Annotated in this window: 25 protein-coding genes; 11 read left to right on the top strand and 14 right to left on the bottom strand. The window is 63.8% G+C overall.

The features are described from left to right. Positions 1-58 precede the first annotated feature (58 nt). The gene (locus IFT57_RS20920) at positions 59-2050 is read left to right on the top strand and encodes a methyl-accepting chemotaxis protein (protein WP_192152551.1); all 1992 of its coding nucleotides are present in this window, start codon (positions 59-61) and stop codon (positions 2048-2050) included. 9 nt (positions 2051-2059) lie between these two features. Here IFT57_RS20920 and hglS read toward each other — a convergent pair whose 3' ends face one another. After that, positions 2060-3433 (bottom strand): 2-oxoadipate dioxygenase/decarboxylase HglS, encoded by a 1374-nt coding sequence (gene hglS / locus IFT57_RS20915; protein WP_192152550.1) that lies wholly within the window; start codon positions 3431-3433, stop codon positions 2060-2062. Positions 3434-3552: 119 nt separating this feature from the next. Continuing rightward, the gene (locus IFT57_RS20910) at positions 3553-4440 is read right to left on the bottom strand and encodes a LysR substrate-binding domain-containing protein (protein WP_192152549.1); all 888 of its coding nucleotides are present in this window, start codon (positions 4438-4440) and stop codon (positions 3553-3555) included. A gap of 131 nt (positions 4441-4571) precedes the next feature. Here IFT57_RS20910 and amaB point away from each other — a divergent pair, with 131 nt between their 5' ends. Together amaB and amaA are read left to right on the top strand one after the other, a co-directional pair. Next, on the top strand, positions 4572-6062 hold the full coding sequence (gene amaB, locus IFT57_RS20905; RefSeq protein ID WP_192152548.1) for an L-piperidine-6-carboxylate dehydrogenase: 1491 nt from the start codon (positions 4572-4574) through the stop codon (positions 6060-6062). A 158-nt stretch (positions 6063-6220) separates the two neighbouring features. After that, positions 6221-7507, top strand: coding sequence for an L-pipecolate oxidase (gene amaA, locus IFT57_RS20900; protein ID WP_192152547.1), 1287 nt, complete (start codon positions 6221-6223; stop codon positions 7505-7507). 506 nt (positions 7508-8013) lie between these two features. Here amaA and IFT57_RS20895 read toward each other — a convergent pair. From IFT57_RS20895 to IFT57_RS20885, 3 genes are all read right to left on the bottom strand, one after another. Next, the gene (locus tag IFT57_RS20895) at positions 8014-9507 is read right to left on the bottom strand and encodes a YifB family Mg chelatase-like AAA ATPase (RefSeq protein ID WP_192152546.1); all 1494 of its coding nucleotides are present in this window, start codon (positions 9505-9507) and stop codon (positions 8014-8016) included. A gap of 204 nt (positions 9508-9711) precedes the next feature. Continuing rightward, positions 9712-10629, bottom strand: a complete 918-nt coding sequence (locus tag IFT57_RS20890; RefSeq protein ID WP_122716017.1) for a LysR family transcriptional regulator — start codon at positions 10627-10629, stop codon at positions 9712-9714. An 84-nt stretch (positions 10630-10713) separates the two neighbouring features. After that, entirely contained in the window at positions 10714-10974 is a 261-nt protein-coding gene (locus IFT57_RS20885) for an accessory factor UbiK family protein (RefSeq protein ID WP_122479935.1), read from the bottom strand. A gap of 413 nt (positions 10975-11387) precedes the next feature. Between IFT57_RS20885 and glnK the strand changes: the two genes are divergently transcribed. The 4 genes from glnK (at position 11388) to sutA (ending at position 14151) form a co-directional block, all read left to right on the top strand. Then, on the top strand, positions 11388-11726 hold the full coding sequence (gene glnK, locus IFT57_RS20880; RefSeq protein ID WP_002555808.1) for a P-II family nitrogen regulator: 339 nt from the start codon (positions 11388-11390) through the stop codon (positions 11724-11726). 40 nt (positions 11727-11766) lie between these two features. Beyond that, the gene (locus tag IFT57_RS20875) at positions 11767-13101 is read left to right on the top strand and encodes an ammonium transporter (protein WP_192152545.1); all 1335 of its coding nucleotides are present in this window, start codon (positions 11767-11769) and stop codon (positions 13099-13101) included. Between the two features lie 201 nt (positions 13102-13302). Continuing rightward, complete coding sequence (locus tag IFT57_RS20870) at positions 13303-13728, top strand: secondary thiamine-phosphate synthase enzyme YjbQ (protein WP_192050134.1); 426 nt, start codon at positions 13303-13305, stop codon at positions 13726-13728. A gap of 99 nt (positions 13729-13827) precedes the next feature. Continuing rightward, positions 13828-14151, top strand: coding sequence for a transcriptional regulator SutA (gene sutA, locus IFT57_RS20865; RefSeq protein ID WP_122716014.1), 324 nt, complete (start codon positions 13828-13830; stop codon positions 14149-14151). Between the two features lie 148 nt (positions 14152-14299). Here the strand turns inward: sutA and IFT57_RS20860 are convergent, their stop codons facing one another. Genes IFT57_RS20860 through lptM form a run of 6 tightly spaced genes read right to left on the bottom strand, consistent with a single transcriptional unit; the run spans position 14300 to position 18852 of the window. Beyond that, positions 14300-14995, bottom strand: coding sequence for an HAD family hydrolase (locus IFT57_RS20860; RefSeq protein WP_192152544.1), 696 nt, complete (start codon positions 14993-14995; stop codon positions 14300-14302). After that, positions 14992-15888 carry a tyrosine recombinase XerC gene (gene xerC / locus IFT57_RS20855; protein ID WP_192152543.1) on the bottom strand — a complete coding sequence of 299 codons (897 nt, stop codon included), beginning with the start codon at positions 15886-15888 and terminating at the stop codon, positions 14992-14994. The genes IFT57_RS20860 and xerC overlap by 4 nt, the downstream gene beginning before the upstream one ends. 1 nt (position 15889) lies before the next feature. After that, positions 15890-16597 (bottom strand): DUF484 family protein, encoded by a 708-nt coding sequence (locus IFT57_RS20850; protein ID WP_122716011.1) that lies wholly within the window; start codon positions 16595-16597, stop codon positions 15890-15892. Positions 16598-16610: 13 nt separating this feature from the next. Then, a complete protein-coding gene (gene dapF, locus IFT57_RS20845) occupies positions 16611-17441 on the bottom strand; it encodes a diaminopimelate epimerase (RefSeq protein ID WP_192152542.1) in 831 nt (276 codons plus the stop codon). A gap of 4 nt (positions 17442-17445) precedes the next feature. Continuing rightward, positions 17446-18693 (bottom strand): diaminopimelate decarboxylase, encoded by a 1248-nt coding sequence (gene lysA, locus IFT57_RS20840; RefSeq protein ID WP_122796161.1) that lies wholly within the window; start codon positions 18691-18693, stop codon positions 17446-17448. Between the two features lie 9 nt (positions 18694-18702). Next, complete coding sequence (gene lptM, locus IFT57_RS20835) at positions 18703-18852, bottom strand: LPS translocon maturation chaperone LptM (protein ID WP_043192229.1); 150 nt, start codon at positions 18850-18852, stop codon at positions 18703-18705. 184 nt (positions 18853-19036) lie between these two features. Here lptM and cyaY point away from each other — a divergent pair, with 184 nt between their 5' ends. Next, positions 19037-19363, top strand: a complete 327-nt coding sequence (gene cyaY, locus IFT57_RS20830) for an iron donor protein CyaY (protein ID WP_122796162.1) — start codon at positions 19037-19039, stop codon at positions 19361-19363. Further along, positions 19363-19599: a DUF1289 domain-containing protein gene (locus IFT57_RS20825; protein WP_122796163.1), complete on the top strand. Its 237-nt coding sequence runs from the start codon at positions 19363-19365 to the stop codon at positions 19597-19599. Before cyaY ends, IFT57_RS20825 begins: the two co-directional genes overlap by 1 nt. Before the next feature lie 29 nt (positions 19600-19628). Here IFT57_RS20825 and IFT57_RS20820 read toward each other — a convergent pair whose 3' ends face one another. The 3 genes from IFT57_RS20820 to argH all read right to left on the bottom strand — a co-directional run bounded on the left by IFT57_RS20820 (position 19629) and on the right by argH (position 21752). After that, positions 19629-19877, bottom strand: coding sequence for a TIGR02647 family protein (locus IFT57_RS20820; protein WP_122479924.1), 249 nt, complete (start codon positions 19875-19877; stop codon positions 19629-19631). A 126-nt stretch (positions 19878-20003) separates the two neighbouring features. Beyond that, the gene (locus tag IFT57_RS20815) at positions 20004-20282 is read right to left on the bottom strand and encodes a hypothetical protein (RefSeq protein ID WP_192050120.1); all 279 of its coding nucleotides are present in this window, start codon (positions 20280-20282) and stop codon (positions 20004-20006) included. A gap of 75 nt (positions 20283-20357) precedes the next feature. Next, a complete protein-coding gene (gene argH, locus IFT57_RS20810) occupies positions 20358-21752 on the bottom strand; it encodes an argininosuccinate lyase (protein ID WP_192152541.1) in 1395 nt (464 codons plus the stop codon). A 212-nt stretch (positions 21753-21964) separates the two neighbouring features. Between argH and IFT57_RS20805 the strand changes: the two genes are divergently transcribed. Both IFT57_RS20805 and IFT57_RS20800 read left to right on the top strand, forming a co-directional pair. Continuing rightward, positions 21965-23032 carry a sensor histidine kinase gene (locus IFT57_RS20805; protein ID WP_192152540.1) on the top strand — a complete coding sequence of 356 codons (1068 nt, stop codon included), beginning with the start codon at positions 21965-21967 and terminating at the stop codon, positions 23030-23032. After that, entirely contained in the window at positions 23029-23775 is a 747-nt protein-coding gene (locus IFT57_RS20800; RefSeq protein ID WP_122479920.1) for a LytR/AlgR family response regulator transcription factor, read from the top strand. The genes IFT57_RS20805 and IFT57_RS20800 overlap by 4 nt, the downstream gene beginning before the upstream one ends. The last annotated feature ends 39 nt before the right edge of the window (positions 23776-23814 follow it).

Genomic DNA, 23814 nt, shown 5'->3' with positions numbered 1-23814 from the left:
CGACGGCTCTGGACATCCCTGGCACTGCTGCCAAGCACACGATTCCCAGGAGTTTCCAATGTCTCAACCTCGCGCTCGTATCGCCACGCAACTGGGCATCGCCCTGGCTGTGATCCTGGCGGTCGTCATCACCGGCAGTACAGCGTTCGCCCTGCGTTCGCTGGACATCGCCAACCTGGCCATCCGCGAACAGCACATGGCCAGCGAGGCGCGGCTGCTGGCCGACCAGCTCAGCACGTTCCACAGCACCCTGCGCGACAGCACCCAGCGTCTGAGCGGGCTGTTCGAGAAGCGCTTCGCCGGCGGCCTCAGCGTGGACGCCAGCAGCCCGGTCACCGTGGCCAACCAGCAGACACCGAGCCTGCGCCTGGGCAGCCAGACCCTGAACAACGACTTCAAGGAAGTCGACGATTTCAAGCAGCTGACAGCGGGCGTCGCCACGGTATTCGTGCGCAGCGGCGCCGAGTTCGTGCGCATCAGTACTTCCCTGACCAAGCAGGATGGCAGCCGCGCGATCGGTACCGCGCTCGACCATGCCCATCCCGCCTACCAGCGTTTGCTCGACGGCCAGAATTACATCGGCCGTGCGGTGTTGTTCGAACGCTCGTACATGACCCAGTACACACCGGTGCGCGACGGCTCGGGCCAAGTGATCGCCGTGTTGTTCGTCGGCTTCGACTACACCGACGCGCAGAACACCCAGTTCGCCAACCTGCAGCGCTTCCGCATCGGCCAGACCGGCTCGCTGGCCTTGCTCGACGAGCAGAATCGCTGGCTGGTAGCGCCAGCCAACGTCAACGACCCGGACGCCGCCGCCAAGGCATTGGCCGACCTGGCCCTGCTGGATGGCAAGGGCCGGTTGTGGAACGATGGCAAGCAGGACATCTTCTCCGAAGCGGTGACATTCCCGGGCGGGCCCTGGAGCGTCGTGGCGAGCATGCCCAAGGCGGAAATCAATGCCGTGACCTGGAGCGTCGGTACGCAACTGGCGATCGGCAGCCTGCTGGCGATGCTGATCGCCGTGGGCGCCGCTATCTGGCTGCTGCGCAGCAAGCTGCGGCCTCTGGGTGAACTGGTGCGCCAGGCCGAAGCCCTGGGCGCGGGTGACCTCGATGCACGCCTGAAGGTGTCCAGCCACGACGAAATAGGCCAGTTGGCCAGCAGCTTCAACCACATGGGCGAAGCCTTGTCGAACATGGTCGTGCACATCCGCAATGCCGCCCATGAAGTCAGCGGCCGCGCGCAAACGTTGTCGAGTCTCTCGGCAGGGGCCTACGAAGGCATGGAGCACCAGTCCGGGGAGATTTCCAGCATGGCCGGCGCGGTCGAGGAATTCAGTGCGACGTCCCTGGATATCGCCGACAACATGGGCCACACCCAGCGCATGGCCCAGGACAACGCCCAGCAGACCCGCATCGGACGGACCTCTATGGATGAGGCGTCCAATTCTCTCGAGCAGATCGCCGGCGCGCTGAACAGCACCGCGGGGGTCATCAATACGCTGGGGCAGCGCTCGCAGGAAATCGGCGGTATCGTCGGCGTGATCACCTCGATTGCCGAGCAGACCAACCTGCTGGCCCTCAACGCCGCCATCGAAGCGGCCCGCGCCGGCGAGCAGGGCCGGGGCTTTGCCGTGGTCGCCGACGAAGTGCGCAGCCTGGCCTCGCGCACCCGTCAGGCCACCGATGAAATCTCCGGCATGATCAGCAGCATCCAGAAGGAAACCGCCAACGCCATCAGTACCATGGACCAAGGCAACGTGCTGATGCGTGAAGGCCTGACGCGCAACGCCAAGGTCGCCCAGGCGCTGGCGCAGATCGACGAGCAGAGCCGTTCGGCCGGGCATCAGTTCGATGCCATCAGCACCGCCACCCAGGAGCAGAGCAGCACGGCCACCATGCTCAGCAGCAACCTGCAGAGCATTGCCATGACCAACGGCGAGCAGCGCGAGGTGGTGTCCAATCTGGCCCAGACCGCCCGCGAGCTCGAAGGCCTGGCCGCAGAGCTGCGCCAGGAAGTGAACCGTTTTCGTGTGGGCGGCGCGCGCTAGCGGCGCAGATCAGTTCAGCGCGGCAAGGCCCAGTGCGCGGGCGCAGTCGTCCAGCGAGCGCTGCTGGGTCTGGGCGTACAGCGCCAGTTCGTCGAGCACCGTCCGGCCCAGGGCCTGGTGAAAAGCCTCTTGGCTCGACCCCAAACCATAGTCGGCCTGGGCATCGTCGCCCAGGTTGGACTGGAAGATGCCTGCAGCGCTGACCGGCAGGAAATCTTCGTAGACCAGGGGCTCGCAGCGAATCGCGCCATTGTCCAGTAGACCCTGCAGGGTCGTCTGGCCCGCACTGGGCTGGCCGCTGGGGAAATAGCGGAAGAACGCCAGGTCCTGCTCGCGCATCTGCGCCAGATCATCCGGAAACTCACTGAATTGCTCGCCCAGCAGACGCATGTACTCAGTGGCGTTGGTCTCGCTGGGAAACCCGGCAAGCGCGCTGCGCGAGGCGTTCAGCAAGCGATCGTACAGCGCGCGCCCCTTGGGCGTCAGCGCCGCGCCGCGTTGCTCGATCTCGCCGAAGCGCGCGGTGTGGCTGCCTTCGGCGACTGCGGTTCGATCGGTGAAGGCGACCTTTTCCTGCAGTGCCTTGAAGCTGGTCTGCCGCAACAGGATGGCATGGCGACGCGGCGGCGGCCCTTCGATGACGGCCTTGGGTGTGATCCCGCGCGTCGGCATCAGCGCCTGCACCTTGTCGATGTCCAGCGTGCGCGGGGTCAGGTGATTGATGTGCGGACCCTTGAACGCCACCACATCGGCGATCAGTCGATGGGCGTCGTGCAGGCGTTGATACTGGTCCGCCGTCACCGTGGCATCGTGGTGCCAGCGGAAGGTTTCCAGGGCCTGCTCGACGAACGCATCGGCGTCGGCCTGGTCGAGGCCGCCGTCGCGCTCGAATCGCTCGATCAGGGCCAGGCACGGCGAGGTGAATATCTGCCGCTGCGCCAGCAGGTGCGCGGCCTGTTCGCGCAATGCGGCATCCTCGATCAATTCCAGGCGCAGCAAAGAGGTAAACACGCGAAACGGGCTCACCTGCAAAGACTGTTCGTGCACCGCGCGAAACGCTGTGGAGTGCACCGGCACGCCAGCCGAGGTCAGGTCGTAATATCCCACCGGTTGCATGCCCATCACCGCGAACAGCCGAGCGATGGTCGCCAGCTCTGCGGCGGTGCCGACCCGAATGGCGCCATGACGCTCGGCATCCAGGCGCTCGATCTCTCCGGTGCGCGCCAGGGACGCGGCCAGATCCGGCTGTTGTTCCAGACCCTGGCGATTGACCTCGCCGACCAGGCTCATCAAGTCGCCATACAACGGCACTTCGTTCTTGTACATCTCGGACATGGCGCGGGAAAACGCGGCACGGGTCTGGTCGGGGCTGACGAAAGGCATGGCTGACTCCTGCGCAAAGGGCTGCAGTATGAAAGCGGGGAATGACCTGCACGATCAAGCGAAAAAAAGTGCGGGGGTCATTCCTGCAGGTCGGCTTCGCCATTGCTCATGCTGCGCCGCTAGTGGGCGACCTGCTGCAGGATCCAGTCGACCAGCGCGCGCACCTTCGGCACTTCTGCGGCATGTTCGGCAAAGGCGACGAAATGCGCGCCCTGGCTGCTCATGGTGTGCGGCCAGGGCATGACCAGATCGCCGTTGGCCAGGTGGTTCTCTGCTAAATAGCGCGGCACCAGGGCCACGCCGCAACCGGACAAGGCAGCGCTCAGGCACATGTAGAAGGTATCGAAGCGCGGACCGTGGTAGCTGTTCTGGGCGCTCAGGCCCTGTTCCAGAAACCACTCGTGCCACGCCTCGGGGCGCGACGTGCATTGCATCAATACCAGCTCGGCCAACTGTTCGGCGTGGGTCAGCGGCTGATCGAGCAGGTCGGGCGCGCACACCGGCACCACCTGATCGTCGAACAGCTCGATACAGGTCGCCCCAGGCCAGGTGCCCTGGCCGAAGAAAAACCCTACGTCGGCCTTGGCCTGCAGCAAGGCGAAGGGCTCGAGTTCGTTGCGGATGTCCAGATGGATATTCGGGTGCGCCTTGCCGAAACCCTTGAGCTTGGGGATCAGCCAGCCCACGCCGAAGCTGGGCTGGGTTGCGACGGTGAGCACTTCGGTTTCGTCGCCGTAGGACAGGATGTAGCGGCTGGAAATATCCACCTGGGTGAGAATCTTGTTCACCTCGGCCAGGTACAGCGAGCCAGCCGGCGTCAGTTGCAGGCGCCGACGAATGCGCAGGAACAGGTGGTGACGCAGCATGTCTTCGAGCTGCGCGACCTGCTTGCTGACCGCGCTCTGGGTCAGGTGCAGTTCTTCCGCCGCGCGGGTAAAGCTCAGGTGGCGGGCGGCCGCTTCGAAGCACTGCAAGGCCGTCATCGAAGGAACAAGTCGTTTTGACATGGAGGCATCGCCGCGAGGTCATGAGGTGAGGGAATGATATATGGAATATTGCTCCGTTGTGGTGGTCTGGCCTGCGGATTAATACTGATCTCAATTCGTTCTTATCGTTAAAGCCTTGTGAGGAGAAAACAATGGTCGATGGCCTGCTCGAAAGCCTGGGTGTTGCGGCGAGTGCATTCAAGGATGGCAACCATCCTGTTCACACCCCAATCGACGGCAGCCAGATCGCCTCGGTGAGCCTGGAATCCAAGGCGCAGGTCGTGGCCAAGATTGAGCTGGGGCATAGCGCCTTCCTGGCCTGGCGCACCGTGCCGGCACCGCGTCGCGGCGAGCTGGTGCGCCTGTTCGGCGAAGTCCTGCGCGCACACAAGGCCCAGCTCGGTGAGCTGGTCTCGGTCGAAGCCGGCAAGATCACCCAGGAAGGTCTGGGTGAAGTGCAGGAAATGATCGACATCTGCGATTTCGCCGTCGGCCTGTCTCGCCAGCTGTACGGCTTGACCATCGCTTCCGAGCGCCCAGGCCACCACATGCGTGAAACCTGGCAGCCGCTGGGCGTGGTCGGTGTGATCAGCGCCTTCAACTTTCCGGTGGCGGTGTGGGCATGGAACACTGCCCTGGCCCTGGTTGCCGGCGATTCGGTGATCTGGAAACCATCGGAAAAGACCCCGCTGACCGCGCTGGCCTGCCAGGCGCTGTTCGACAAGGCCCTGCAGCAGTTCGGCGATGCGCCCGAAGGCCTGGCGCAATTGATCATCGGTGACCGCGAAGCGGGCGAGGCGCTGGTCGATGACCCGCGCGTCGCCTTGGTCAGCGCTACCGGCAGCACCCGCATGGGTCGCGAAGTCGGTCCACGGGTCGCTGCGCGCTTCGGCCGCACGATCCTCGAACTGGGCGGCAACAACGCCATGATCCTGGCCCCCAGCGCCGACCTCGACCTAGCCGTGCGCGGCATTCTCTTCAGCGCCGTGGGCACCGCTGGCCAGCGCTGCACCACCTTGCGCCGGGTGATCGTGCACAGCTCGATCAAGGACGAAGTGGTCGCTCGGGTCAAGGCGGCTTACGCCAAGGTACGTATCGGCGATCCGCGCAAGGACAATCTGGTCGGCCCGCTGATCGACAAGCAATCCTTCGACGCCATGCAGGGTGCCCTGGCCAAGGCTCGCGACGAAGGCGGTGAAGTGTTCGGTGGCGAGCGTCAGTTGGCCGATCAGTACCCTAATGCCTATTACGTGGCCCCAGCTATCGCCGAAATGCCGGGGCAATCGGACGTGGTGCGCCACGAAACCTTCGCGCCGATCCTGTATGTATTGAGCTACGAGGACTTCGACGAGGCGCTGCGCCTGAACAACGAAGTACCCCAAGGCCTGTCCTCGTGCATCTTCACCACCGACCTGCGTGAAGCCGAGCGCTTCCAGAGCGCAGCGGGCAGCGACTGCGGCATCGCCAACGTCAACATCGGCACCAGCGGCGCGGAAATCGGCGGTGCCTTCGGCGGCGAGAAGGAAACCGGTGGCGGACGCGAATCCGGCTCCGATGCCTGGAAAGCCTACATGCGCCGCCAGACCAACACCGTCAACTACTCGCGCGAACTGCCGCTGGCTCAGGGCATCGTGTTCGATTGATTGATGGTTGAGTGATGTGGTGGCGGGGCTGGCGCTATCGTGGGTGGAACCCGCTCCCACAGGGATCTTTGCTGCAATGGATATCCCTGTGGGAGCGGGCTCTGCCCGCGATGACGACGGCGCGGTCCGAACCCGATTTCCCTGGCTTGGAATGAGTCATGAGCGAACTACGGCAACAATGTCTTTGGGAACACATCACCGCCAGGCCCCCTCACACGGCGGCTCTGGCCAGTGCGGTAAAGGCGGATGTCTGCGTGATCGGCGGCGGCATCACCGGGTTGTGCGCTGCCATCGAGTTGCTGGAGCAGGGCAAGCGGGTGGTGTTGCTCGATGCCAGCGAGATCGGTACCGGTGGTTCGGGCCGCAACGTCGGACTGGTCAACGCTGGCACCTGGATTCCGCCCGACGAAGTCGAGCAGACCTTGGGCAGTGCCGTGGGCGGTCGTCTCAACAGCGTGCTCGGCGGCGCGCCGGCTGAAGTGTTCGCGCTGATCAAGCGCTATGGCATCGACTGCCAGGCGCACAACGACGGCACCCTGCACATGGCCCACAACGCCAATGGCGTGGCCGACCTGAAATCGCGCTGCGAGCAATGGCAACGGCGGGGCGCCGACGTCGAGCTGCTCACCGGGGCGCAATGCGTCGACTACTGCGGCACCGAAAAGATCGAGGCCGCCTTGCTCGACCGGCGTGCCGGTACCATCAATCCCATGGCCTATACCCGTGGCCTGGGCGCGGCCGTCGAGCGCCTGGGCGGGCAGGTGTTCCAGCACTCGCCGGTGTTGGGCCTGGAACAGCAGGGTGGTGGCTGGCTGGTCAAGACTGCCAAAGGCGAAGTCAACGCCGACAAGGTACTGATCTCTACCGGCGCCTACACCGAAGGGGAGTGGTGCAACCTGCGCGGTCAGTTCTTCCGTGGCTACTACTACCAGGTGGCCTCCAAGCCTCTGCACTCGGCCGCGGCAGACGCTGTGCTCAAACACGGACAGGGTTCCTGGGACACCCGCCTGGTACTGAGCAGCATTCGCCGTGACGACGATGGCCGTTTGTTGCTCGGCAGCATGGGCCGCGTGGACAACAAGCCGGCTTGGTTCATCCGCCGCTGGGCCGACCGCATCCAGACCCATTACTTTCCCCAGTTGGGCAAGGTCGAATGGGAGATGCACTGGACCGGCTGCATCGACTTCACCCCCGACCACCTCATGCGCCTGTTCGAACCCGCCCCGGGGCTGGTCTCGGTCACCGGCTACAACGGCCGCGGCAACACCACCGGCACCGTCGTGGGCAAGGCCCTGGCGCAGTTTCTGCTGCATGGCCAGGCCGACAAGCTGCCGCTGCCATTCTGTACGGACAAACCGGTGTCGGTACCGAGCCTGCGCACCGGCGTCTATGAAACCGGGTTCTCGCTCTACCACGCCGGCCAAGTCCTGCGCGTCGTTTTGTAGCCTCAAGCCCTGTAGCAGCGGCGCAAGCCGCGTCGGCCCCGATCGCGTTCCGACAGCCAGACCGCACCCACCGCCGACGCGGCTCGCGCCGCTGCTACAGGAGTATCGCAATCCCCCGCCGGCGTGGTGAGCCACGACCACCGCATCCACGACCGACGCGGTGATGCACGAACACCGCATCCACGACCGACGTGGTGATGCACGACCACCGCATCCATGGCCGACGCGGTGATGCACGGCCACCGCATTCACGACCGACGCGGTGATGCACGGCCACCGCATTTACGACCGACACGGTGATGCACGGCCACATCATCCATGGCCGACGTGGTGCTGCACGGCCACCTCATCTCTGGCCGACACGGTGATGCACGAACACCGCATCCACGACCGACGCGGGAATGTATGAATACCCAATCCCCTGTAGCAGCGGCGCAAGCCGCGTCGGCGGTATCCACGATTGGCCTGCTGAAACGCAATGACGCTTGTCGCTTCTGCTTCATTGCTCACTGCGCCGACGGCCGATACTGCAACGCCTCCGCCACATGCGCCCGCTCGATGTCTTTCACCTGCTCCAGATCCGCCAAGGTGCGAGCCACCTTCAACAACCGGTGCGCCGCCCGCAGCGACAGCGTCAGCCGTTCACAGGCGGTTTCCAGCCAGCGCTCATCCTCGGCCGACAACCTGCAATGCTCGCGCAACCCCGGCAGATCGAGAAAGGCATTGGCACAACCCTGACGTCGATTCTGCAATTCACGCGCCTCGGCCACCTTGATGGCAGCACTGGCCGTATTCTCACCCGCCTGTGGCACATGGCTCAGCGCCGTCGCCTCGCGCGCCACCGTGAGATGCAGATCGATCCGGTCGAGCAACGGCCCGGACAGCTTGTTGCGGTACCGCTGGATCTGGTCGCTGCCGCATTGGCATTTACCGCTGGGGTCACCCAGATACCCGCAGGGACACGGGTTCATCGCCGCCACCAACTGAAACCGCGCCGGAAAACGGATCTTGTCCCGCGCCCGCGCAATCACGATTTCGCCGCTCTCCAAGGGCTCGCGCAAGACTTCCAGCACCTTCCTGTCGAACTCCGGAAGCTCATCGAGAAACAGCACGCCATGGTGCGCCAGGGTGATTTCCCCGGGCTGTGGCCGACTGCCACCGCCCACCAGCGCAGCGCCCGAGGCCGAATGATGGGGATGCCGAAAGGGCCGCTGCGGCCAGTTCTTCAGCGGCACATGGCTGGCCACCGACTGGATGGCGGCCACCTCCAGCGCTTCGCGCTCGTCCAACGGCGGCAACAGGCCAGGCAAGCGGCTGGCAAGCAAGGTCTTGCCGGTACCCGGCGGGCCGCTGAACAGCAGATTGTGCGCGCCAGCGGCGGCCACCAGCAGCGCACGCTTGGCCGCAACCTGGCCTTGCACTTCGCTCAGGTCCGGGTAGGGCTTGCTCAACAGCAGCAGCCCATTGGCATTGAAGGGACTGATCGGGTTGCGGCCATTGAAGTGACTGACCAGCTGCATCAGATCATCCGCGGCAATCACCGTCAGGTTCGAGGCCAGCGCTGCCTCTTCGGCGTTATCCCTGGGCACGATCAGCGTTCGCCCTGCATCGCGAGCGGCGAGGGCAGCGGGCAAGACACCCTGCACCGGCCGCACGGCGCCCGACAGCGCCAGCTCGCCCAGGCATTCCACGTCATCCAGGGTAATGGCCGGAATCTGCCCGCTGCCCGCCAGGATGCCCAGCGCAATGGCCAGGTCGAACCGCCCGCCGTCCTTCGGCAGATCCGCCGGCGCCAGGTTCAGGGTGATCCGCCGCGCCGGAAACTCCAGCCCCGAATTGAGAATCGCGCTGCGCACGCGATCCTTGCTCTCCTTGACCGAGGCCTCCGGCAGCCCCACCAGCGTCAGCGCCGGCAGCCCATTGGCCAGATGCGCCTCGACCGTGACCGCAGGCGCACCCACGCCCACCTGGGCCCGGCTGTGAACGATAGCGAGAGACATGCGTGCTCCATGCGTTGAAAGAGGAACCGCTTCCTGCGGTGGTGGTGCGAGGGTAGTAGATGGGGAAGGGGGCGCCAGTGCGGAAATGATTCACGGTGCTACGGGTGGCAGCAGCAGGCAGGTCATGGTTTCCAGACACTGCTATTCAGCGACGTGCCCACGACCAAGGCGTGTTTGTGAGATGGATGACACTTTGTTGCGACCCTACACCACCCCACCGCGATCCCCCATGAACGCTTCCAACCGTGACCGCAACCAGCGCTCCGCCGGATCCGTGTCGGTGATGCTCAACCACACCATCGACAAATCCAGCGTCGGCGCATCGAACGGCAGCGGTTCGTCGAACAGGTTGCCGTGGGCGGCCATCGCGGTGGCGGCGTAGTCGGGCAGGCCGGCGAGCATGTCGGTGCCGGCGAGCAGAGCGGGCAGCGAGCTGAATTGGGGCACCGACAGCACCACTTGGCGAGTGCGGCCAATTTCCTGCAGCCACTCATCGGCGATGCCGCTGGTGTGCGCAGTCGGCGACACCAGTACGTGGGGGCGGGCGCAGTATTCGTCCAGGGTCAGCGGAGTGGCCGACTTGTCGGCGCGCAGCACGCGCGGGCGCATGCGGCGCAGCAATTTACGCTTGGCGTTGGCCGGCAGGCCGCGGGTCTGGCTGATGCCCACGGTGATGTCGCCGGAGGCGAGCAGATCGGGAATGCGCCAGTAATCCACGTGCTGGACCACGATCACCACTTTCGGCGCCTCGGTGCGCAAGGCGCGCAGCACCTGGGGCAGCAGGCCGAATTCGACGTCGTCGGACAAGCCGATGCGGAAAGTCATGGTGCTCACGGCCGGTTCGAAGTCGTGGGTCAGGCTCAGCGCTACCGACATTGCATCGAGCGCCGGGGACAGGTGCCGAATGATTTCCTCGGCGCGCGCGGTGGGCTCCATGCGATGGCCGATGCGAATGAACAAGGGATCGTTGAACAGGGCGCGCAGCCTGTTCAGGGCTGAACTGACCGTGGGCTGACCGAGGAACAGCTTTTCCGCGACGCGGGTGACGTTGCGTTCGAGCATGAGCGCTTCGAACACCACCATCAGGTTGATATCGGCCTTGCGCAGCTCGTTGCGGTTCATCGAAGCACGTCCCTGCTGTTCAATGGCAATGCCGAGCGTGGCACAAAGCGGTGCAGCCGATCGGCAATCAAGCTGCGGTCCAGGTTACTCGGCCTTGGGTGCTGCCTTGGCTTCCATCTCGGCGACTTTGGCCTCCAGGCTCTCCAAACGCGCACGGGTACGCGCCAGCACGACCATCTGGCTGTCGAATTCCTCGCGGCTGACCAGATCGAGCTTGCTGAAGCCCGATTGCAGCAGCGCCTTGAACTGACCTTCGAGCTCTGCGCGCGGCTGCGCGGTGTCACCGCTGAACAGGCGCGAGGCGTGATCGCTCAGGGTGTCGAGGAACGCTTTGGGCGGGAGCATGGGAAATTTCCTGAGGCAAAGTGATGCGCAGTGTATCACGCAGCCATGCCCTGGAAAGCCGAGCCGCGGCGCACGGTTTTCGCGCACGGGTGTGCCCAGCGCTGCACCCTTGTTGTGCGCTTGCCCGCCCGGCCTGCTCAAACCACTGCACAAAAGCCGCGCAGGGTGGCCAAATCTCGCGGTTTGCACGACATGGCAAGCTTTCTGCTTAGAGCCAAGAGACCCAGGCACTGATGGACTCGTCGTGACGAGAACGGTGCGCGGCTTCAAGGGAAATGTTTCGTCAGCAGTCGTTCATCGGTTGTCGGTCCGGGCTGCGGGGTCGACGACGCGTTACAAAGCCAGGCACTGCGCTTAGACTTGATCCGGGTTTGTTTTCCTGGGGCAAGTCCACCAATTCGGGAGAGAGTTTCATGAAGCTAGTCACTGCCATCATCAAGCCATTCAAGCTGGACGACGTGCGCGAGTCGTTGTCGGAAATCGGCGTGCAAGGCATCACCGTTACCGAAGTCAAGGGTTTCGGTCGGCAGAAAGGCCATACCGAGCTGTATCGCGGCGCGGAATACGTGGTCGACTTCCTGCCCAAGGTCAAGATCGACGTCGCCATCGACGACAAGGATCTGGATCGCGTCATCGAAGCCATCACCAAGGCCGCCAACACCGGCAAGATCGGCGACGGCAAGATTTTCGTGGTCAATCTGGAACAGGCGATTCGCATTCGTACCGGCGAAACCGATACCGACGCAATCTAAAAAAAAGCCGACACAACCCAACGCCCCAGGAGTAAACAATATGACTCTGCGTCAATTCGCAGGGCTAGGAGCCCTGTTGTCCCTCGCAATGCCAGGCCTTGCCCTGGCGGACGAGGCGGCAGCCCCCGTTCTCAACTCCGGCGACACCGCCTGGATGTTGACCGCGACCGCACTCGTGCTGTTCATGACCATTCCTGGCCTGGCGTTGTTCTACGGCGGCATGGTGCGCTCCAAGAACGTGCTCTCGGTGATGATGCAGTGTTTCGCCATCACTGGCCTGATCAGCATCCTGTGGATGGTCTACGGCTATAGCCTGGCCTTCGACACCACTGGCATGGAGCAGGGCGTCGTCAACTTCAATTCCTTCGTCGGCGGGCTGTCCAAGGCATTCCTCAGCGGCGTGACGCCTAGCAGCGTCACCGGCCCGGCGGCACTGTTCCCTGAAGCAGTGTTCATCACCTTCCAGATGACCTTCGCCATCATCACGCCGGCGCTGATCGTCGGTGCCTTCGCCGAGCGCATGAAGTTCTCCGCGATGCTGATCTTCATGGCCATCTGGTTCACCCTGGTCTATGCACCCATCGCGCACATGGTCTGGTCCGGCAACGGCGGCCTGATGTGGGACTGGGGCGTGCTGGACTTCGCGGGCGGCACCGTGGTGCACATCAACGCCGGTGTTGCCGGTCTGGTTGCGTGCATCGTGCTGGGCAAGCGCAAGGGCTACCCGACCACCCCGATGGCACCGCACAACCTGGGCTACACCCTGATCGGCGCGGCCATGCTGTGGATCGGCTGGTTCGGCTTCAACGCCGGTTCCGCTGCGGCGGCCAACGGCACCGCTGGCATGGCGATGCTGGTTACCCAGATCGCCACCGCCGCTGCGGCGTTGGGCTGGATGTTCGCCGAGTGGCTGACCCACGGTAAACCCAGCGCACTGGGTATTGCTTCGGGCGTGGTTGCTGGCCTGGTGGCCATCACCCCGGCGGCCGGTACTGTCGGTCCGATGGGTGCACTGGCAATCGGCCTGGTGGCCGGTGTCATCTGCTTCCTCTGCGCCACTACGCTCAAGCGCAAGATGGGCTACGACGACTCCCTGGACGCCTTTGGTGTACACGGCATCGGCGGCATCGTCGGCGCGATTCTGACCGGCGTGTTCGCAGCGCCCGCCCTGGGGGGTTTCGGCACCGTCGAAGACATCGGCGCGCAGGTCTGGATCCAGCTCAAGGGCGTCGGCTTCACCGTGGTCTACACCGGCATCGTGACCTACATCATCCTTAAGGTACTGGATGCGGTGATGGGTCTGCGAGTCAACGAGGAAGAAGAGGCCGTTGGCCTTGACCTCGCGCAACACAACGAGCGCGGCTACAACTTGTAACCGTTCGGAAAAAAATGCCCGGCTTGCCGGGCATTTTTTTGCCTGCGATTTGTCATCTGCTTCAGGTCCTGCGGGTTTGCCGACGGGGCTGTCTGTTACCGCAGCGATCACGCGCGGTAGCTCAGTGCAAAACAGTCGCGAACAGGCTCTTTGCTTTTTCCCAGAGCGCGCTAGAATGCGCCCCGAACGGACGAGAACGGTATGTGGCAGCAGACCCTCATCACCTTGCGAGCCAAGCCTCGCGGGTTTCACCTGGTGACCGACGAGTTGCTCGCACAACTGCCGCGCCTGCGCGAATGCCGCACGGGCCTGCTGCACTTGTGGCTGCAACACACCTCGGCGTCGTTGACCGTCAACGAAAACGCCGATCCGGCCGTTCGCAGGGACTTCGAGCGTTTCTTCAACCGCCTCGTGCCACAAGGCGCAGACGGCTTCGAACACAACGACGAAGGGCCCGACGACCTGCCAGCGCACTTCAAGGCCAGCCTGCTGGGCTGCCAGGTGACCGTTCCGGTGACCTCGGGAAGGCTGGCAACAGGTACCTGGCAAGGTATTTATTTGGGCGAGCATCGCGATCATGGCGGCGCGCGTCGGGTCCTTGCCACGCTGTATGGCGAGGACGCTTGACCGCTGGTTACCAGTGGATGTGAATTTTTTCCGGCAACCGTCGACATAAGGTAAAGCTGGGCTATAAATAATCTGCTTTCGCAAGTCATGAGGTAGAACATGAGCGACGATGATCTGGAAAACGACGACCTCGAAGTAGGCGAAGAAGACGAGGCCGAGGAAACCCTCGAGGCGGCTGCCGAAGACGTTGCGGAGGACGACGGTAGCGACGCACCTGCGCCCGCTGCCAAGGGCAAGGCCAAGGCGGCGGTGTCGGTGGATGAGCTGCCGAGTATCGAAGCCAAGAACAAAGAGCGCGATGCGCTGGCCCGGGCGATGGAAGAGTTCCTGTCGCGTGGAGGCAAGGTGCAGGAAGTCGAGCCCAATGTGGTGGCCGATCCACCCAAGAAGCCGGACAACAAGTACGGTAGCCGTCCTATCTGACGATCTGCTGCGCTTGGCGCTCTGATGAAAAAGCCCGCGGTCGCTGCGGGCTTTTTTGTGGGTGTCTTTTTGGGTGTCGAGTGGGCAGTAATGCCTTTTCGCGGGCAAAGGGCTCGCCGCACGCCCCGCTCCCACAGGGATGAGGTGGTTAGGCTAGTCGGGTTAGCAACGCAGGCAGTTCGGCCAGGCTGGCGACCTCGGCGTCGGGTCTGCCATCGGCAGCCCATGGCTTGCCTTGCGGGTTGTACCAGATGGCCTTCATGCCCGCCTTCTGCGCGCCGGCGATGTCATCGCCCGGGTGATCACCGATGTGTACCGATTCGTGGGCGCCCGCAGCGCCCAGGCGCATGGCTTCCAGAAAGGGTCGCGAATCCGGTTTGCCCACACCCAGGTCTTCGGCACACAGCGCGAACGTGAAGAAATCGGCGATGCCCAGCCGACGCACATCGGCGTTGCCGTTGGTAACCACGCCCAAGGTATAACGCTGGCAAAGGATCTCCAGGGCTGGCTGGGCCTCGGGAAAGATGTCCACTTGATGCCGAGCGTGCAGGAATACTTCGAAGGCCTTGTCGGCCAGCGAGGCCGCTTCATCCTCGGCATAGCCAGCTTCCTGCATGGCGTGCAGCAGCACACGACGGCGCAGCGCGCTGATGCGATGCTTGAGCGAAGGGTCGGCGTCGACCAGACGCTGGCGAATCTGGAACAGGTGCTCCACCGGCACCGGGCCTAGTTTCGGTGCCTGGTCGGCCAGCCAGTCGCGCAGGATGGCTTCGGCGCTGACAATGACCGGGGCGGTGTCCCACAGGGTGTCGTCGAGGTCGAAGGTGATCAGCTTGATGCTCATGAGTCGCCGCCTTTGCGTTTGGCCCGTGGGTGGGCACTGTCGTAGACACTGGCCAGGTGCTGGAAGTCCAGGTGGGTATAGATCTGCGTGGTGGCGATGTCGGCGTGGCCCAGCATCTCCTGCACGGCGCGCAGGTCTTGGGACGACTCGAGCAGGTGGCTGGCAAACGAATGACGCAGCATGTGCGGGTGCAGGTTCTGCCCCAGCTCGCGCTCGCCTGCGGCCTTGACCCGTACCTGGATGGCGCGCGGCCCGAGCCTGCGGCCCTGCTGGCTGACGAACACGGCATCGTCGATAGGGTTGCTCATCGAGCGCATGGCCAGCCACTGCTCCAATGCCGCGCGCGCCTTGCGCCCCACGGGCAGCACGCGGGTCTTGCTGCCTTTGCCATGCACCTGCACCAGGCCGTCGGCAAGGTCGAGTTGCCCGAGGTCGAGGCTGGTCAGCTCCGACAGGCGCAGACCCGAAGAATAGAACAGCTCGAGAATGGCCTGGTCGCGATGGGCCAGGAAGTCTTCTTCCACCGCACCTTCGAGCAGCTGCAGGGCGCGATCGGTGTCCAGCGTCTTGGGCAGGCGACGCTCACCCTTGGGCGGCGCCAGGCCATTGGCCGGGTCGTGGCTGCAGAGGCCTTCGCGATTGAGGTAGCGATACAGGCCACGGACTGCTGAAAGCAGGCGCGCCAGGCTGCGCGACGACTGCCCCTGCTGATGCTGGCGAGCGATCAGGCGCCGCAGCAGCTGGATGTCCAGTGCCTGCCAGGTCGCCAGGCCTTCCTTCTCGCAGAACTCGACGACCTTGATCAGGTCGCGCCGGTAGGCATCCAGGGTATGCACCGACACCTGGCGCTCACTGCGCAGGTGCGTGCAGTAGGCATCCAGTTGTTCGCGCACCTCAACGTACCGAGCGCAGGGCGCCGGTGTAGCGTGGCAATACCCGGCTGAGCACTTCGCCGATATGGTTGAGGAACAGCGTGCCTACCGAACTCTTGTAGTGCGCAGGGTCGCGGCTGCCGATGGCCAGTACGCCGTGCAGGCCTTGATGCAACAACGGCACCAGCGCGGTCGAGCCAACCTGCGAGGCCTGGTCGCTGCCGAACAGAAACGCCAGCTCGTGTTCGCGCAGGGCACCACTGAGCGACTTGCCTTCGGACAGCAGGCCACCGATGGCTTGCTGAGCCTCGCCGCTGGTCACGCTGCGGCCTACCGGGGCGGGAATGTCGTTGAACAGGATGAGGCTGACGAAGGGCACCTGAAAGTCTTCGCGCAGGCTGTCTTCGACGCTGATCACCAGCTCATCCAGGGACGTGGCATCGAGCATGGCCAGGATCAGGCGGCGGGTCTTCTCGAACAGGCGGTCATTGTCGCGCGCAACCTCCATCAAGTGCGAAAGGCGCTGGCGCATCTCGCCATTGCGGTCACGCAGCAGGGTCATCTGCCGTTCGACCAGCGACACCGTGTCGCCACGTTGGTGAGGCAGGCGCAGCTGGGTAAGCAGCTCTTCATGCTGCTCGAAGAACGCCGGGTTGGCGGCGAGAAACTCGGCCACGGCCGAAGCCTCCAGGAGCTCCGCAGGCGCGGGTACTTGAGGCTGATCGGTCATTGGCTGTACTCGCTCATAAACGCACTTGTCCTTCGAAGACCCGCGTTGCGGGACCGGTCATGATCACCGAATGGCCCGGCCCGGCCCATTCGATGGACAGGCGGCCGCCCGGCAGGTCGAGCAGCAGCGGCGAGTCCATCCAGCCCTGGCTGATGGCCGCGACCGCAGCGGCGCAGGCGCCGGTGCCACAAGCCTGGGTTTCCCCGGCGCCACGCTCCCAGACACGCAGCTGCGCGCGGGTGCGGTCGACTACATGCAGGAAGCCCACGTTCACCCGCGCCGGAAAGCGCGGATGGTGTTCGATCTTTGGGCCCAGCGCGTGCACCGGCGCATTGTTGATGTCGTCGACACGCAGCACTGCATGAGGGTTGCCCATGGACAGGGCGGCGATTTCGACGTTCTGGCCATCGACGCTCAGCGCGTAGCTGCGCGCCTGGGCGTCGGCCTGGAACGGGATCTCGGCCGGCACCAGGCGCGGCGGGCCCATGTCGACACTGATCTGACCATCGCTGCGCACGTCCAGGGTGATGATGCCGCCCTTGGTTTCCACGCGAATGGTCTTCTTGGCCGTGAGGCGCTTGTCCAGCACGAAGCGGGCGAAGCAGCGCGCGCCGTTGCCGCATTGCTCCACCTCCGAACCGTCGGAATTGAAGATGCGATAGCGGAAGTCGACATCGGGATTGTTCGGCGCTTCGACCAGCAGCAATTGATCGAAGCCGATGCCGGTGTGGCGATCGCCCCACTGCTTGGCATGCTTGGGCAGGATATGGGCATGCTGGCTGACCAGGTCCAGCACCATGAAGTCGTTGCCCAGGCCATGCATCTTGGTAAAACGCAGTAGCATGGGATTACTCCGGCAACAGGCTTTCGCCGGCGAAAAGCTCGGCCACGGTCTCGCGGCGGCGTACTTCGAATGCCTGGTCACCATCGACCAGTACTTCGGCACAGCGGCCGCGCGTGTTGTAGTTCGAGCTCATGACGAAGCCGTAGGCGCCGGCCGAATGCACGGCCAGCAAGTCGCCTTCGGCCAGCACCAGTTCACGCTCCTTGGCGAGGAAATCACCGGTTTCGCAGATCGGCCCGACGATGTCGTAGGCACGCGCCTGACCTTCGCGCGGCGTGACCGGGCTGACATTCATCCATGCCTGGTACAGGGCCGGGCGAATCAGGTCGTTCATCGCCGCGTCGACGATGGCGAAATCCTTGTGCTCGGTATGTTTGAGGTATTCCACCTGGGTCAGCAGGATTCCGGCGTTGGCCACGATGAAACGCCCTGGCTCGAACACCAGAGTCAGCTCGCGACCGTCCAGGCGCTCGCGCACGGCCTGGATGTAATCGGCGGCCAGCGGTGGCTGCTCTTCGCTGTAGCGCACGCCCAGGCCACCGCCCAGGTCGATGTGGCGCAGGTAGATGCCGCACTCGCCCAGGCGATCGACCAGGTCGAGCAAGCGATCCAGGGCGTCGAGGAACGGTGCCAGGGTGGTCAGCTGCGAGCCGATGTGGCAATCCACGCCGATCACGTCGAGGTTGGGCAACTGCGCGGCACGCACGTAGACGTCTTCGGCTGCAGCGATGTCGATGCCGAACTTGTTCTCTTTCAAGCCCGTGGAAATGTACGGGTGGGTGCCCGCGTCGACGTCCGGATTGACCCGTAGCGACACAGGCGCACGCACGCCCAGCTCGGCGGCGACTTCCTGCAGGCGTTCCAGCTCGTCGGTGGATTCGACGTTGAAGCAGTGCACGCCGACTTCGAGGGCGCGGCGCATGTCGGCGCGGGTCTTGCCGACGCCGGAAAACACCACGCGTTCGGCGCGCCCGCCCGCGGCCAGCACGCGCTCCAGTTCGCCGCCCGAGACGATGTCGAAACCGGCGCCCAAACGCGCCAGGACATTGAGCACGGCCAGGTTGGAGTTGGCCTTAACGGCAAAGCAGACCAGCGACGGGGTGCCCTGCAGGGCATCGGCGTAGGCGTTGTACTGCGCCTCGATGTGGGCGCGCGAGTAGACGTACGTCGGCGTGCCGAAGCGCTGGGCCACGGCCGACAGGGCTACGCCTTCGGCAAACAGTTCACCGTCGCGGCGTTGAAAAGCGTCCATGGTGTTCCCTTAGTAGTGCTTGTGCGGTTGCGACGACTTGGCTTGGTCCTCGGGAGATTTGCTGTCATCGGGCAGGTACAGCGGGCCCTTTTGACCACAGGCGGACACCAGGCAGGCAACGGCGACGAGCGCGGCCAGGGAAGAGATCAGGCGCTTCATGGCGAAATCCTTTGTATAAGCAGTAATTGCGCCCGAGTATACCCAGCGCCCGGCATGGTGGCTATGCAGGTGGGCCGCGAGCGTTGCCACCGATCCAGACGGGTGCATTATGCTTTGCATAAACCGCTGGCTGCTCGTATCTTGCCGCCCGTAGCGCGAACAGACACTTTCCGAGGTTCCTGCAATGAGTTTGACCGAAGCCCGTTTCCACGACCTGGTCGATGCCACCCAGCAGGCGCTGGAGGAGTTGCTCGAAGACCACGCCGACGACATCGAAATTTCCGCCGGCATGATGACCATCAAGTTCGACAACGGCAGCCAGCTGATCATCAGCCGCCAGGAGCCGCTGCGCCAGTTGTGGCTGGCCGCGCGCTCCGGTGGCTATCACTTCGATTACGACGAAGAGTCGGGCAAGTGGCGCTGCGAGAAATCCGAGGAATTGCTGGGCGAGGTACTGGCCCGAGCGACCGAGGAACAGGCCAGCGTCGAGCTGGATTTCGAAGAGATCTGATGGTGAGCAAGCCCGTACGCGCCCCCAAGCCTCTCTACAGCAACGTCAGTCCGTCGGTACAGTCACCTTGCGTGAGCCTGTGCCGGCTGGACGAAGAACGCGTTTGCCAGGGGTGTTTCCGCCATGTCGAGGATATCCGCGCCTGGCGCTCGGCCGATGACGATACGCGGCGCAAGATCATCGCTGTGGCTGATCAGCGCCGCTCGCAGGCGCTGTCGGCGCCTGCTGGCGACTGACAGCACCTGCTTTCATCAAGCCCCAATGCTCAGGCAGGCTCGGCCACCGTCAGGATGGTGAGCAATGACTGCGCGTGCCCGGCAGCCTCATGGCCCAGGCTGGTCAGGTAGCCGCCATCGGGCTTGGTGATCAATTCCTTTTCATGCAGGCGAGTGGCGGCGGCAATGGCCGCAGGTGATGCAGTGTGGTGGATTTTCAGACCTTCCATGGTGTTGCCGAGGTTGAACAGGGCAAGGATTTCTAGCTCGGCAACCAGTTCCGGGGTGTAGGACGACATAGGCGCTCCCGACTTTTCTTATGGAATGAACGACAGCGCCGAGTGGCGCTGAACGCTGTACCCCGACACTGTGGCAGCGGGGTTTTTCCAGTGTAGTCAGCTGCGGGCGAACGCGCCTGCGCGGTGTCAGACTTTTTCCGGTGGTAGCTCGGGCAGGGCGCGCAGGGCGGCTTCGTACCAGGCGGTGTCGAACGCGCGATCCTGCTCCAGAATCGCATCGATCTCGATCGCCAGCACATGAGCCATCATGTTGAGGATGTCCTCGCGCTCATACCCCACCAGCGTCAGCTTGTTGAACGTGGCCTTGGCCGCGGGCGGGTTGTCGCTTTCGATCTGATTCTCGATGGCCTGGGTGAGGGTGGCTTCGGCAAATGCTTCGTCTTCGTCTGGCAGGTTGTCGCTCATGGGATGTTCTCTATCGGGTCAATGTCGGATTCTGTGGGGCGCCCTTCGCGGGCAGAGGCCGAACCTGCCAGGCGCCTAGCGAGCCGTCAGCAAATCGCGGCCGCGAGCGACTGCCGCACGTACCTGAGCCGGTGCCGTGCCGCCGATGTGGTCGCGGGCATTGACCGAGCCTTCCAGGGTCAACACTTCGAACACGTCCGCATCGATCTGGTCGCTGAATCGGCGCAGCTCTTCCAGGCTCATTTCCGCCAGGTCCTTGCCGGTGTCAACGCCATGCTTGACCGCATGCCCGACGATCTCGTGGCAATCGCGGAACGGCAGGCCACGGCGCACCAGGTAATCGGCCAGATCGGTAGCGGTGGAGAAACCGCGCAACGCGGCTTCGCGCATGATGGCGTGCTTGGGCTTGATGGCCGGGATCATGTCGGCAAAGGCCCGCAGTGAGTCGCGCAGCGTGTCGGCGGCGTCGAACAGCGGTTCCTTGTCTTCCTGGTTGTCCTTGTTGTAGGCCAGCGGCTGGCCCTTCATCAGGGTCAGCAGGCCCATCAGTGCACCGAACACCCGGCCGCTCTTGCCGCGCACCAGCTCTGGTACGTCGGGGTTCTTCTTCTGCGGCATGATCGAGCTGCCGGTGCAGAAGCGGTCGGGCAGGTCGATGAACTGGAATTGCGCGCTGGTCCACAGCACCAGCTCCTCGGAGAAGCGTGACAGGTGCATCATCGCGATACTGGCCGCAGCGCAGAATTCGATGGCGAAGTCGCGGTCCGAAACGCCATCCAGCGAGTTGCCACCGACGGCTTCGAAGCCCAGCAGCCGGCAGGTCAGCTCGCGGTCGATGGGGTAGGTGGTGCCGGCCAGCGCGGCGCTGCCCAGCGGCATGCGGTTGGTGCGCTTGCGGCAATCGACCAGGCGTTCATGGTCGCGGCTGAGCATTTCGAACCACGCCAGCAGGTGATGCCCGAAGGTTACCGGCTGCGCCGTCTGCAGGTGGGTGAAGCCCGGCATGATGGTGTCGGCCTCGCGCTCGGCCTGCTCCAGCAAGCCCTGCTGCAGGCGGGTGATTTCGCTGAGGATGAGGTCGATCTCGTCACGCAGCCACAGGCGAATGTCGGTGGCCACCTGGTCGTTGCGGCTGCGCCCGGTGTGCAGCTTCTTGCCGGTGACACCGATGCGATCGGTCAGGCGCGCTTCGATGTTCATGTGCACGTCTTCCAGATCCGTGCGCCAGTCGAACTGGCCCGCCTGGATTTCCTGCTCGATGGTGCGCAGGCCGTCGATGATGGTGTCGCGCTCCGCATCGGTCAGCACACCGACCTTGGCCAGCATGGTGGCGTGGGCGATCGAGCCCATGATGTCATGGCGGTACAGGCGCTGGTCGAAGTCGACCGACGCGGTGAAGCGGGCGACGAAGGCGTCGACGGGTTCACTGAAGCGGCCGCCCCAGGACTGGTTGGTCTTGTCAGTGCTCATGAATTGGCTCGTGCAAGGCGTGAACGGGAAATTGCCGCAATAATAACAAATGCGGCCCGGGTCTGTTGGCGGCATAGTGCAGGGGTCTATTGTCTGCGTTGATCCCTTCGTGGCCGCTGGCCGCTCCTGCACACGATCTGCACGGATTCCTGTGGGAGCGGTCAGCGGCCGCGAACAGGCTTGATACCTTCGCCAGAGCCAGGAACCACCCCATGTTCAGCAAGCCGTCGAACACTTCCGAACCGGATTTCTTCCTGCCCGAGCTTTGCCTGCCCCAGGCATTGTTGATGCTGATCGTGCTGGCGCAGTTGCTGGTGTTCGTACTGGTGCTGGCCGAACCCATGAACCCAGGCTTCAACTGGGTGCGCCTTGCCCTCACTTCGCTGTTCGTGCAATGGATCGTGCTGCTCTCGGCTGCCTTGCTCTGCGCCCTGCGACCCTGGCTGGCGCGCCTGCGCCCAGGTATGGCGGGTGGTTTGTGCTGCGCCCTGGTGGTGGGCCTGACCCTGGCGGGCACGGCGGTGATCGACTACTTCCAGCTGGGCGGGCTCGACACGCCCACCGTGGAGGTCAACCGATACCTGCGCCACGCCCTGATCGGGCTGATCATGTCGGCCCTGCTGCTGCGCTACTTCTACCTGCAAAGCCAGTGGCGGCGCCAGCAACAGGCCGAATTGCAGTCGCGTATCCAGGCCTTGCAGGCGCGCATTCGCCCGCACTTCCTGTTCAACAGCTTGAACAGCATCGCCAGCCTGGTGGTCAGCGATCCGGTCAAGGCCGAGCAGGCGGTGCTCAATCTGTCCGACCTGTTTCGTGCCAGTCTGGCCCAGCCCAACAGCCTGGTGATGTGGCGCGATGAGGTGGAGTTGGCCAAACGTTATTTATCGATTGAGCAATATCGTCTCGGCGAGCGTCTACAGTTGCACTGGAGGATCGAAACAATCCCGGATGATCTGCCGATCCCCCAACTTACTTTGCAACCATTGTTGGAGAATGCGCTGGTACATGGCATCGCCCCATTGATTTCGGGCGGGGTGGTCAGCGTGGAGGCCGACTACAAAGGGGGAGAGTTCATATTGACCATCAGCAATCCCTACCAAGAGGCCGCCACGGCGCAGGTGTCGGGCGGAACCCAGCAGGCGCTGGCAAACATTGGCGCTCGACTTGCGGCACTTTTCGGTCCGCGCGCAAGTCTTAGCGTGAATCGCCGTGACGGTCGTCACTTCACTTGTCTACGTTATCCATGTGCGAGACTCACGCAGGAATCCAGCGCTCTATGAATGTCCTGATCGTTGATGACGAACCCCTTGCCCGCGAACGTTTGAGCCGACTGGTTGGCGAGCTCGAGGGCTACCATGTGCTCGAACCCGGCGCCAGCAATGGCGAAGAAGCCTTGAGCATGATCGAGGCGCAGAAGCCGGACGTAGTCCTGCTCGACATTCGCATGCCCGGCCTGGATGGCCTGCAAGTCGCCGCCAGGCTGTGCGAGCGTGACACGCCGCCAGCAGTGGTGTTTTGCACTGCTCATGACGAGTTTGCCCTGGATGCCTTTCAGGTCAGCGCCGTGGGTTACCTGGTCAAGCCGGTGCGTTCCGAGCATCTGCTCGAAGCGTTGAAGAAAGCGGAAAAACCCAACCGAGTGCAACTGGCCGCTCTGACACGTCCGGCGGCCGAAGCCGGGACCGGTCCGCGCAGCCATATCAGCGCGCGAACCCGCAAAGGCATCGAGTTGATCCCGCTCGATCAGGTGATCTATTTCATTGCCGACCACAAGTACGTGACCTTGCGCCATGAGGGTGGGGAGGTCTTGCTCGATGAACCGCTCAAGGCGTTGGAAGACGAGTTCGGCGACCGCTTCGTGCGTATCCATCGCAACGCCTTGGTGGCTCGCGAACGCATCGAGCGCTTGCAGCGCACGCCCCTGGGTCACTTTCAGCTCTATCTGAAGGGGCTCAACGGCGACGCATTGATCGTCAGCAGGCGCCATGTGGCCGGCGTGCGCAAGATGATGCAGCACCTCTAGCCTTCATCAGGCCTGCCCAGCCCGCCGGGTTGGGCGCGG

The organism is Pseudomonas sp. CFBP 13719 (assembly GCF_014842095.1).
GTDB lineage: Bacteria > Pseudomonadota > Gammaproteobacteria > Pseudomonadales > Pseudomonadaceae > Aquipseudomonas.
Note: the sequence above shows the minus strand (reverse complement) of the source record. Positions and strands in the feature narration are given on the sequence as shown.

Bases quoted from the DNA above. Each gene is read 5' to 3' on its own strand.
- IFT57_RS20920 (WP_192152551.1), top strand. From the start codon at position 59: ATGTCTCAACCTCGCGCTCGTATCGCCACGCAACTGGGCATCGCCCTG.
- hglS (WP_192152550.1), bottom strand. From the start codon at position 3,433: ATGCCTTTCGTCAGCCCCGACCAGACCCGTGCCGCGTTTTCCCGCGCC.
- IFT57_RS20910 (WP_192152549.1), bottom strand. From the start codon at position 4,440: ATGTCAAAACGACTTGTTCCTTCGATGACGGCCTTGCAGTGCTTCGAA.
- amaB (WP_192152548.1), top strand. From the start codon at position 4,572: ATGGTCGATGGCCTGCTCGAAAGCCTGGGTGTTGCGGCGAGTGCATTC.
- amaA (WP_192152547.1), top strand. From the start codon at position 6,221: ATGAGCGAACTACGGCAACAATGTCTTTGGGAACACATCACCGCCAGG.
- IFT57_RS20895 (WP_192152546.1), bottom strand. From the start codon at position 9,507: ATGTCTCTCGCTATCGTTCACAGCCGGGCCCAGGTGGGCGTGGGTGCG.
- IFT57_RS20890 (WP_122716017.1), bottom strand. From the start codon at position 10,629: ATGAACCGCAACGAGCTGCGCAAGGCCGATATCAACCTGATGGTGGTG.
- IFT57_RS20885 (WP_122479935.1), bottom strand. From the start codon at position 10,974: ATGCTCCCGCCCAAAGCGTTCCTCGACACCCTGAGCGATCACGCCTCG.
- glnK (WP_002555808.1), top strand. From the start codon at position 11,388: ATGAAGCTAGTCACTGCCATCATCAAGCCATTCAAGCTGGACGACGTG.
- IFT57_RS20875 (WP_192152545.1), top strand. From the start codon at position 11,767: ATGACTCTGCGTCAATTCGCAGGGCTAGGAGCCCTGTTGTCCCTCGCA.
- IFT57_RS20870 (WP_192050134.1), top strand. From the start codon at position 13,303: ATGTGGCAGCAGACCCTCATCACCTTGCGAGCCAAGCCTCGCGGGTTT.
- sutA (WP_122716014.1), top strand. From the start codon at position 13,828: ATGAGCGACGATGATCTGGAAAACGACGACCTCGAAGTAGGCGAAGAA.
- IFT57_RS20860 (WP_192152544.1), bottom strand. From the start codon at position 14,995: ATGAGCATCAAGCTGATCACCTTCGACCTCGACGACACCCTGTGGGAC.
- IFT57_RS20850 (WP_122716011.1), bottom strand. From the start codon at position 16,597: ATGACCGATCAGCCTCAAGTACCCGCGCCTGCGGAGCTCCTGGAGGCT.
- dapF (WP_192152542.1), bottom strand. From the start codon at position 17,441: ATGCTACTGCGTTTTACCAAGATGCATGGCCTGGGCAACGACTTCATG.
- lysA (WP_122796161.1), bottom strand. From the start codon at position 18,693: ATGGACGCTTTTCAACGCCGCGACGGTGAACTGTTTGCCGAAGGCGTA.
- lptM (WP_043192229.1), bottom strand. From the start codon at position 18,852: ATGAAGCGCCTGATCTCTTCCCTGGCCGCGCTCGTCGCCGTTGCCTGC.
- cyaY (WP_122796162.1), top strand. From the start codon at position 19,037: ATGAGTTTGACCGAAGCCCGTTTCCACGACCTGGTCGATGCCACCCAG.
- IFT57_RS20825 (WP_122796163.1), top strand. From the start codon at position 19,363: ATGGTGAGCAAGCCCGTACGCGCCCCCAAGCCTCTCTACAGCAACGTC.
- IFT57_RS20820 (WP_122479924.1), bottom strand. From the start codon at position 19,877: ATGTCGTCCTACACCCCGGAACTGGTTGCCGAGCTAGAAATCCTTGCC.
- IFT57_RS20815 (WP_192050120.1), bottom strand. From the start codon at position 20,282: ATGAGCGACAACCTGCCAGACGAAGACGAAGCATTTGCCGAAGCCACC.
- argH (WP_192152541.1), bottom strand. From the start codon at position 21,752: ATGAGCACTGACAAGACCAACCAGTCCTGGGGCGGCCGCTTCAGTGAA.
- IFT57_RS20805 (WP_192152540.1), top strand. From the start codon at position 21,965: ATGTTCAGCAAGCCGTCGAACACTTCCGAACCGGATTTCTTCCTGCCC.
- IFT57_RS20800 (WP_122479920.1), top strand. From the start codon at position 23,029: ATGAATGTCCTGATCGTTGATGACGAACCCCTTGCCCGCGAACGTTTG.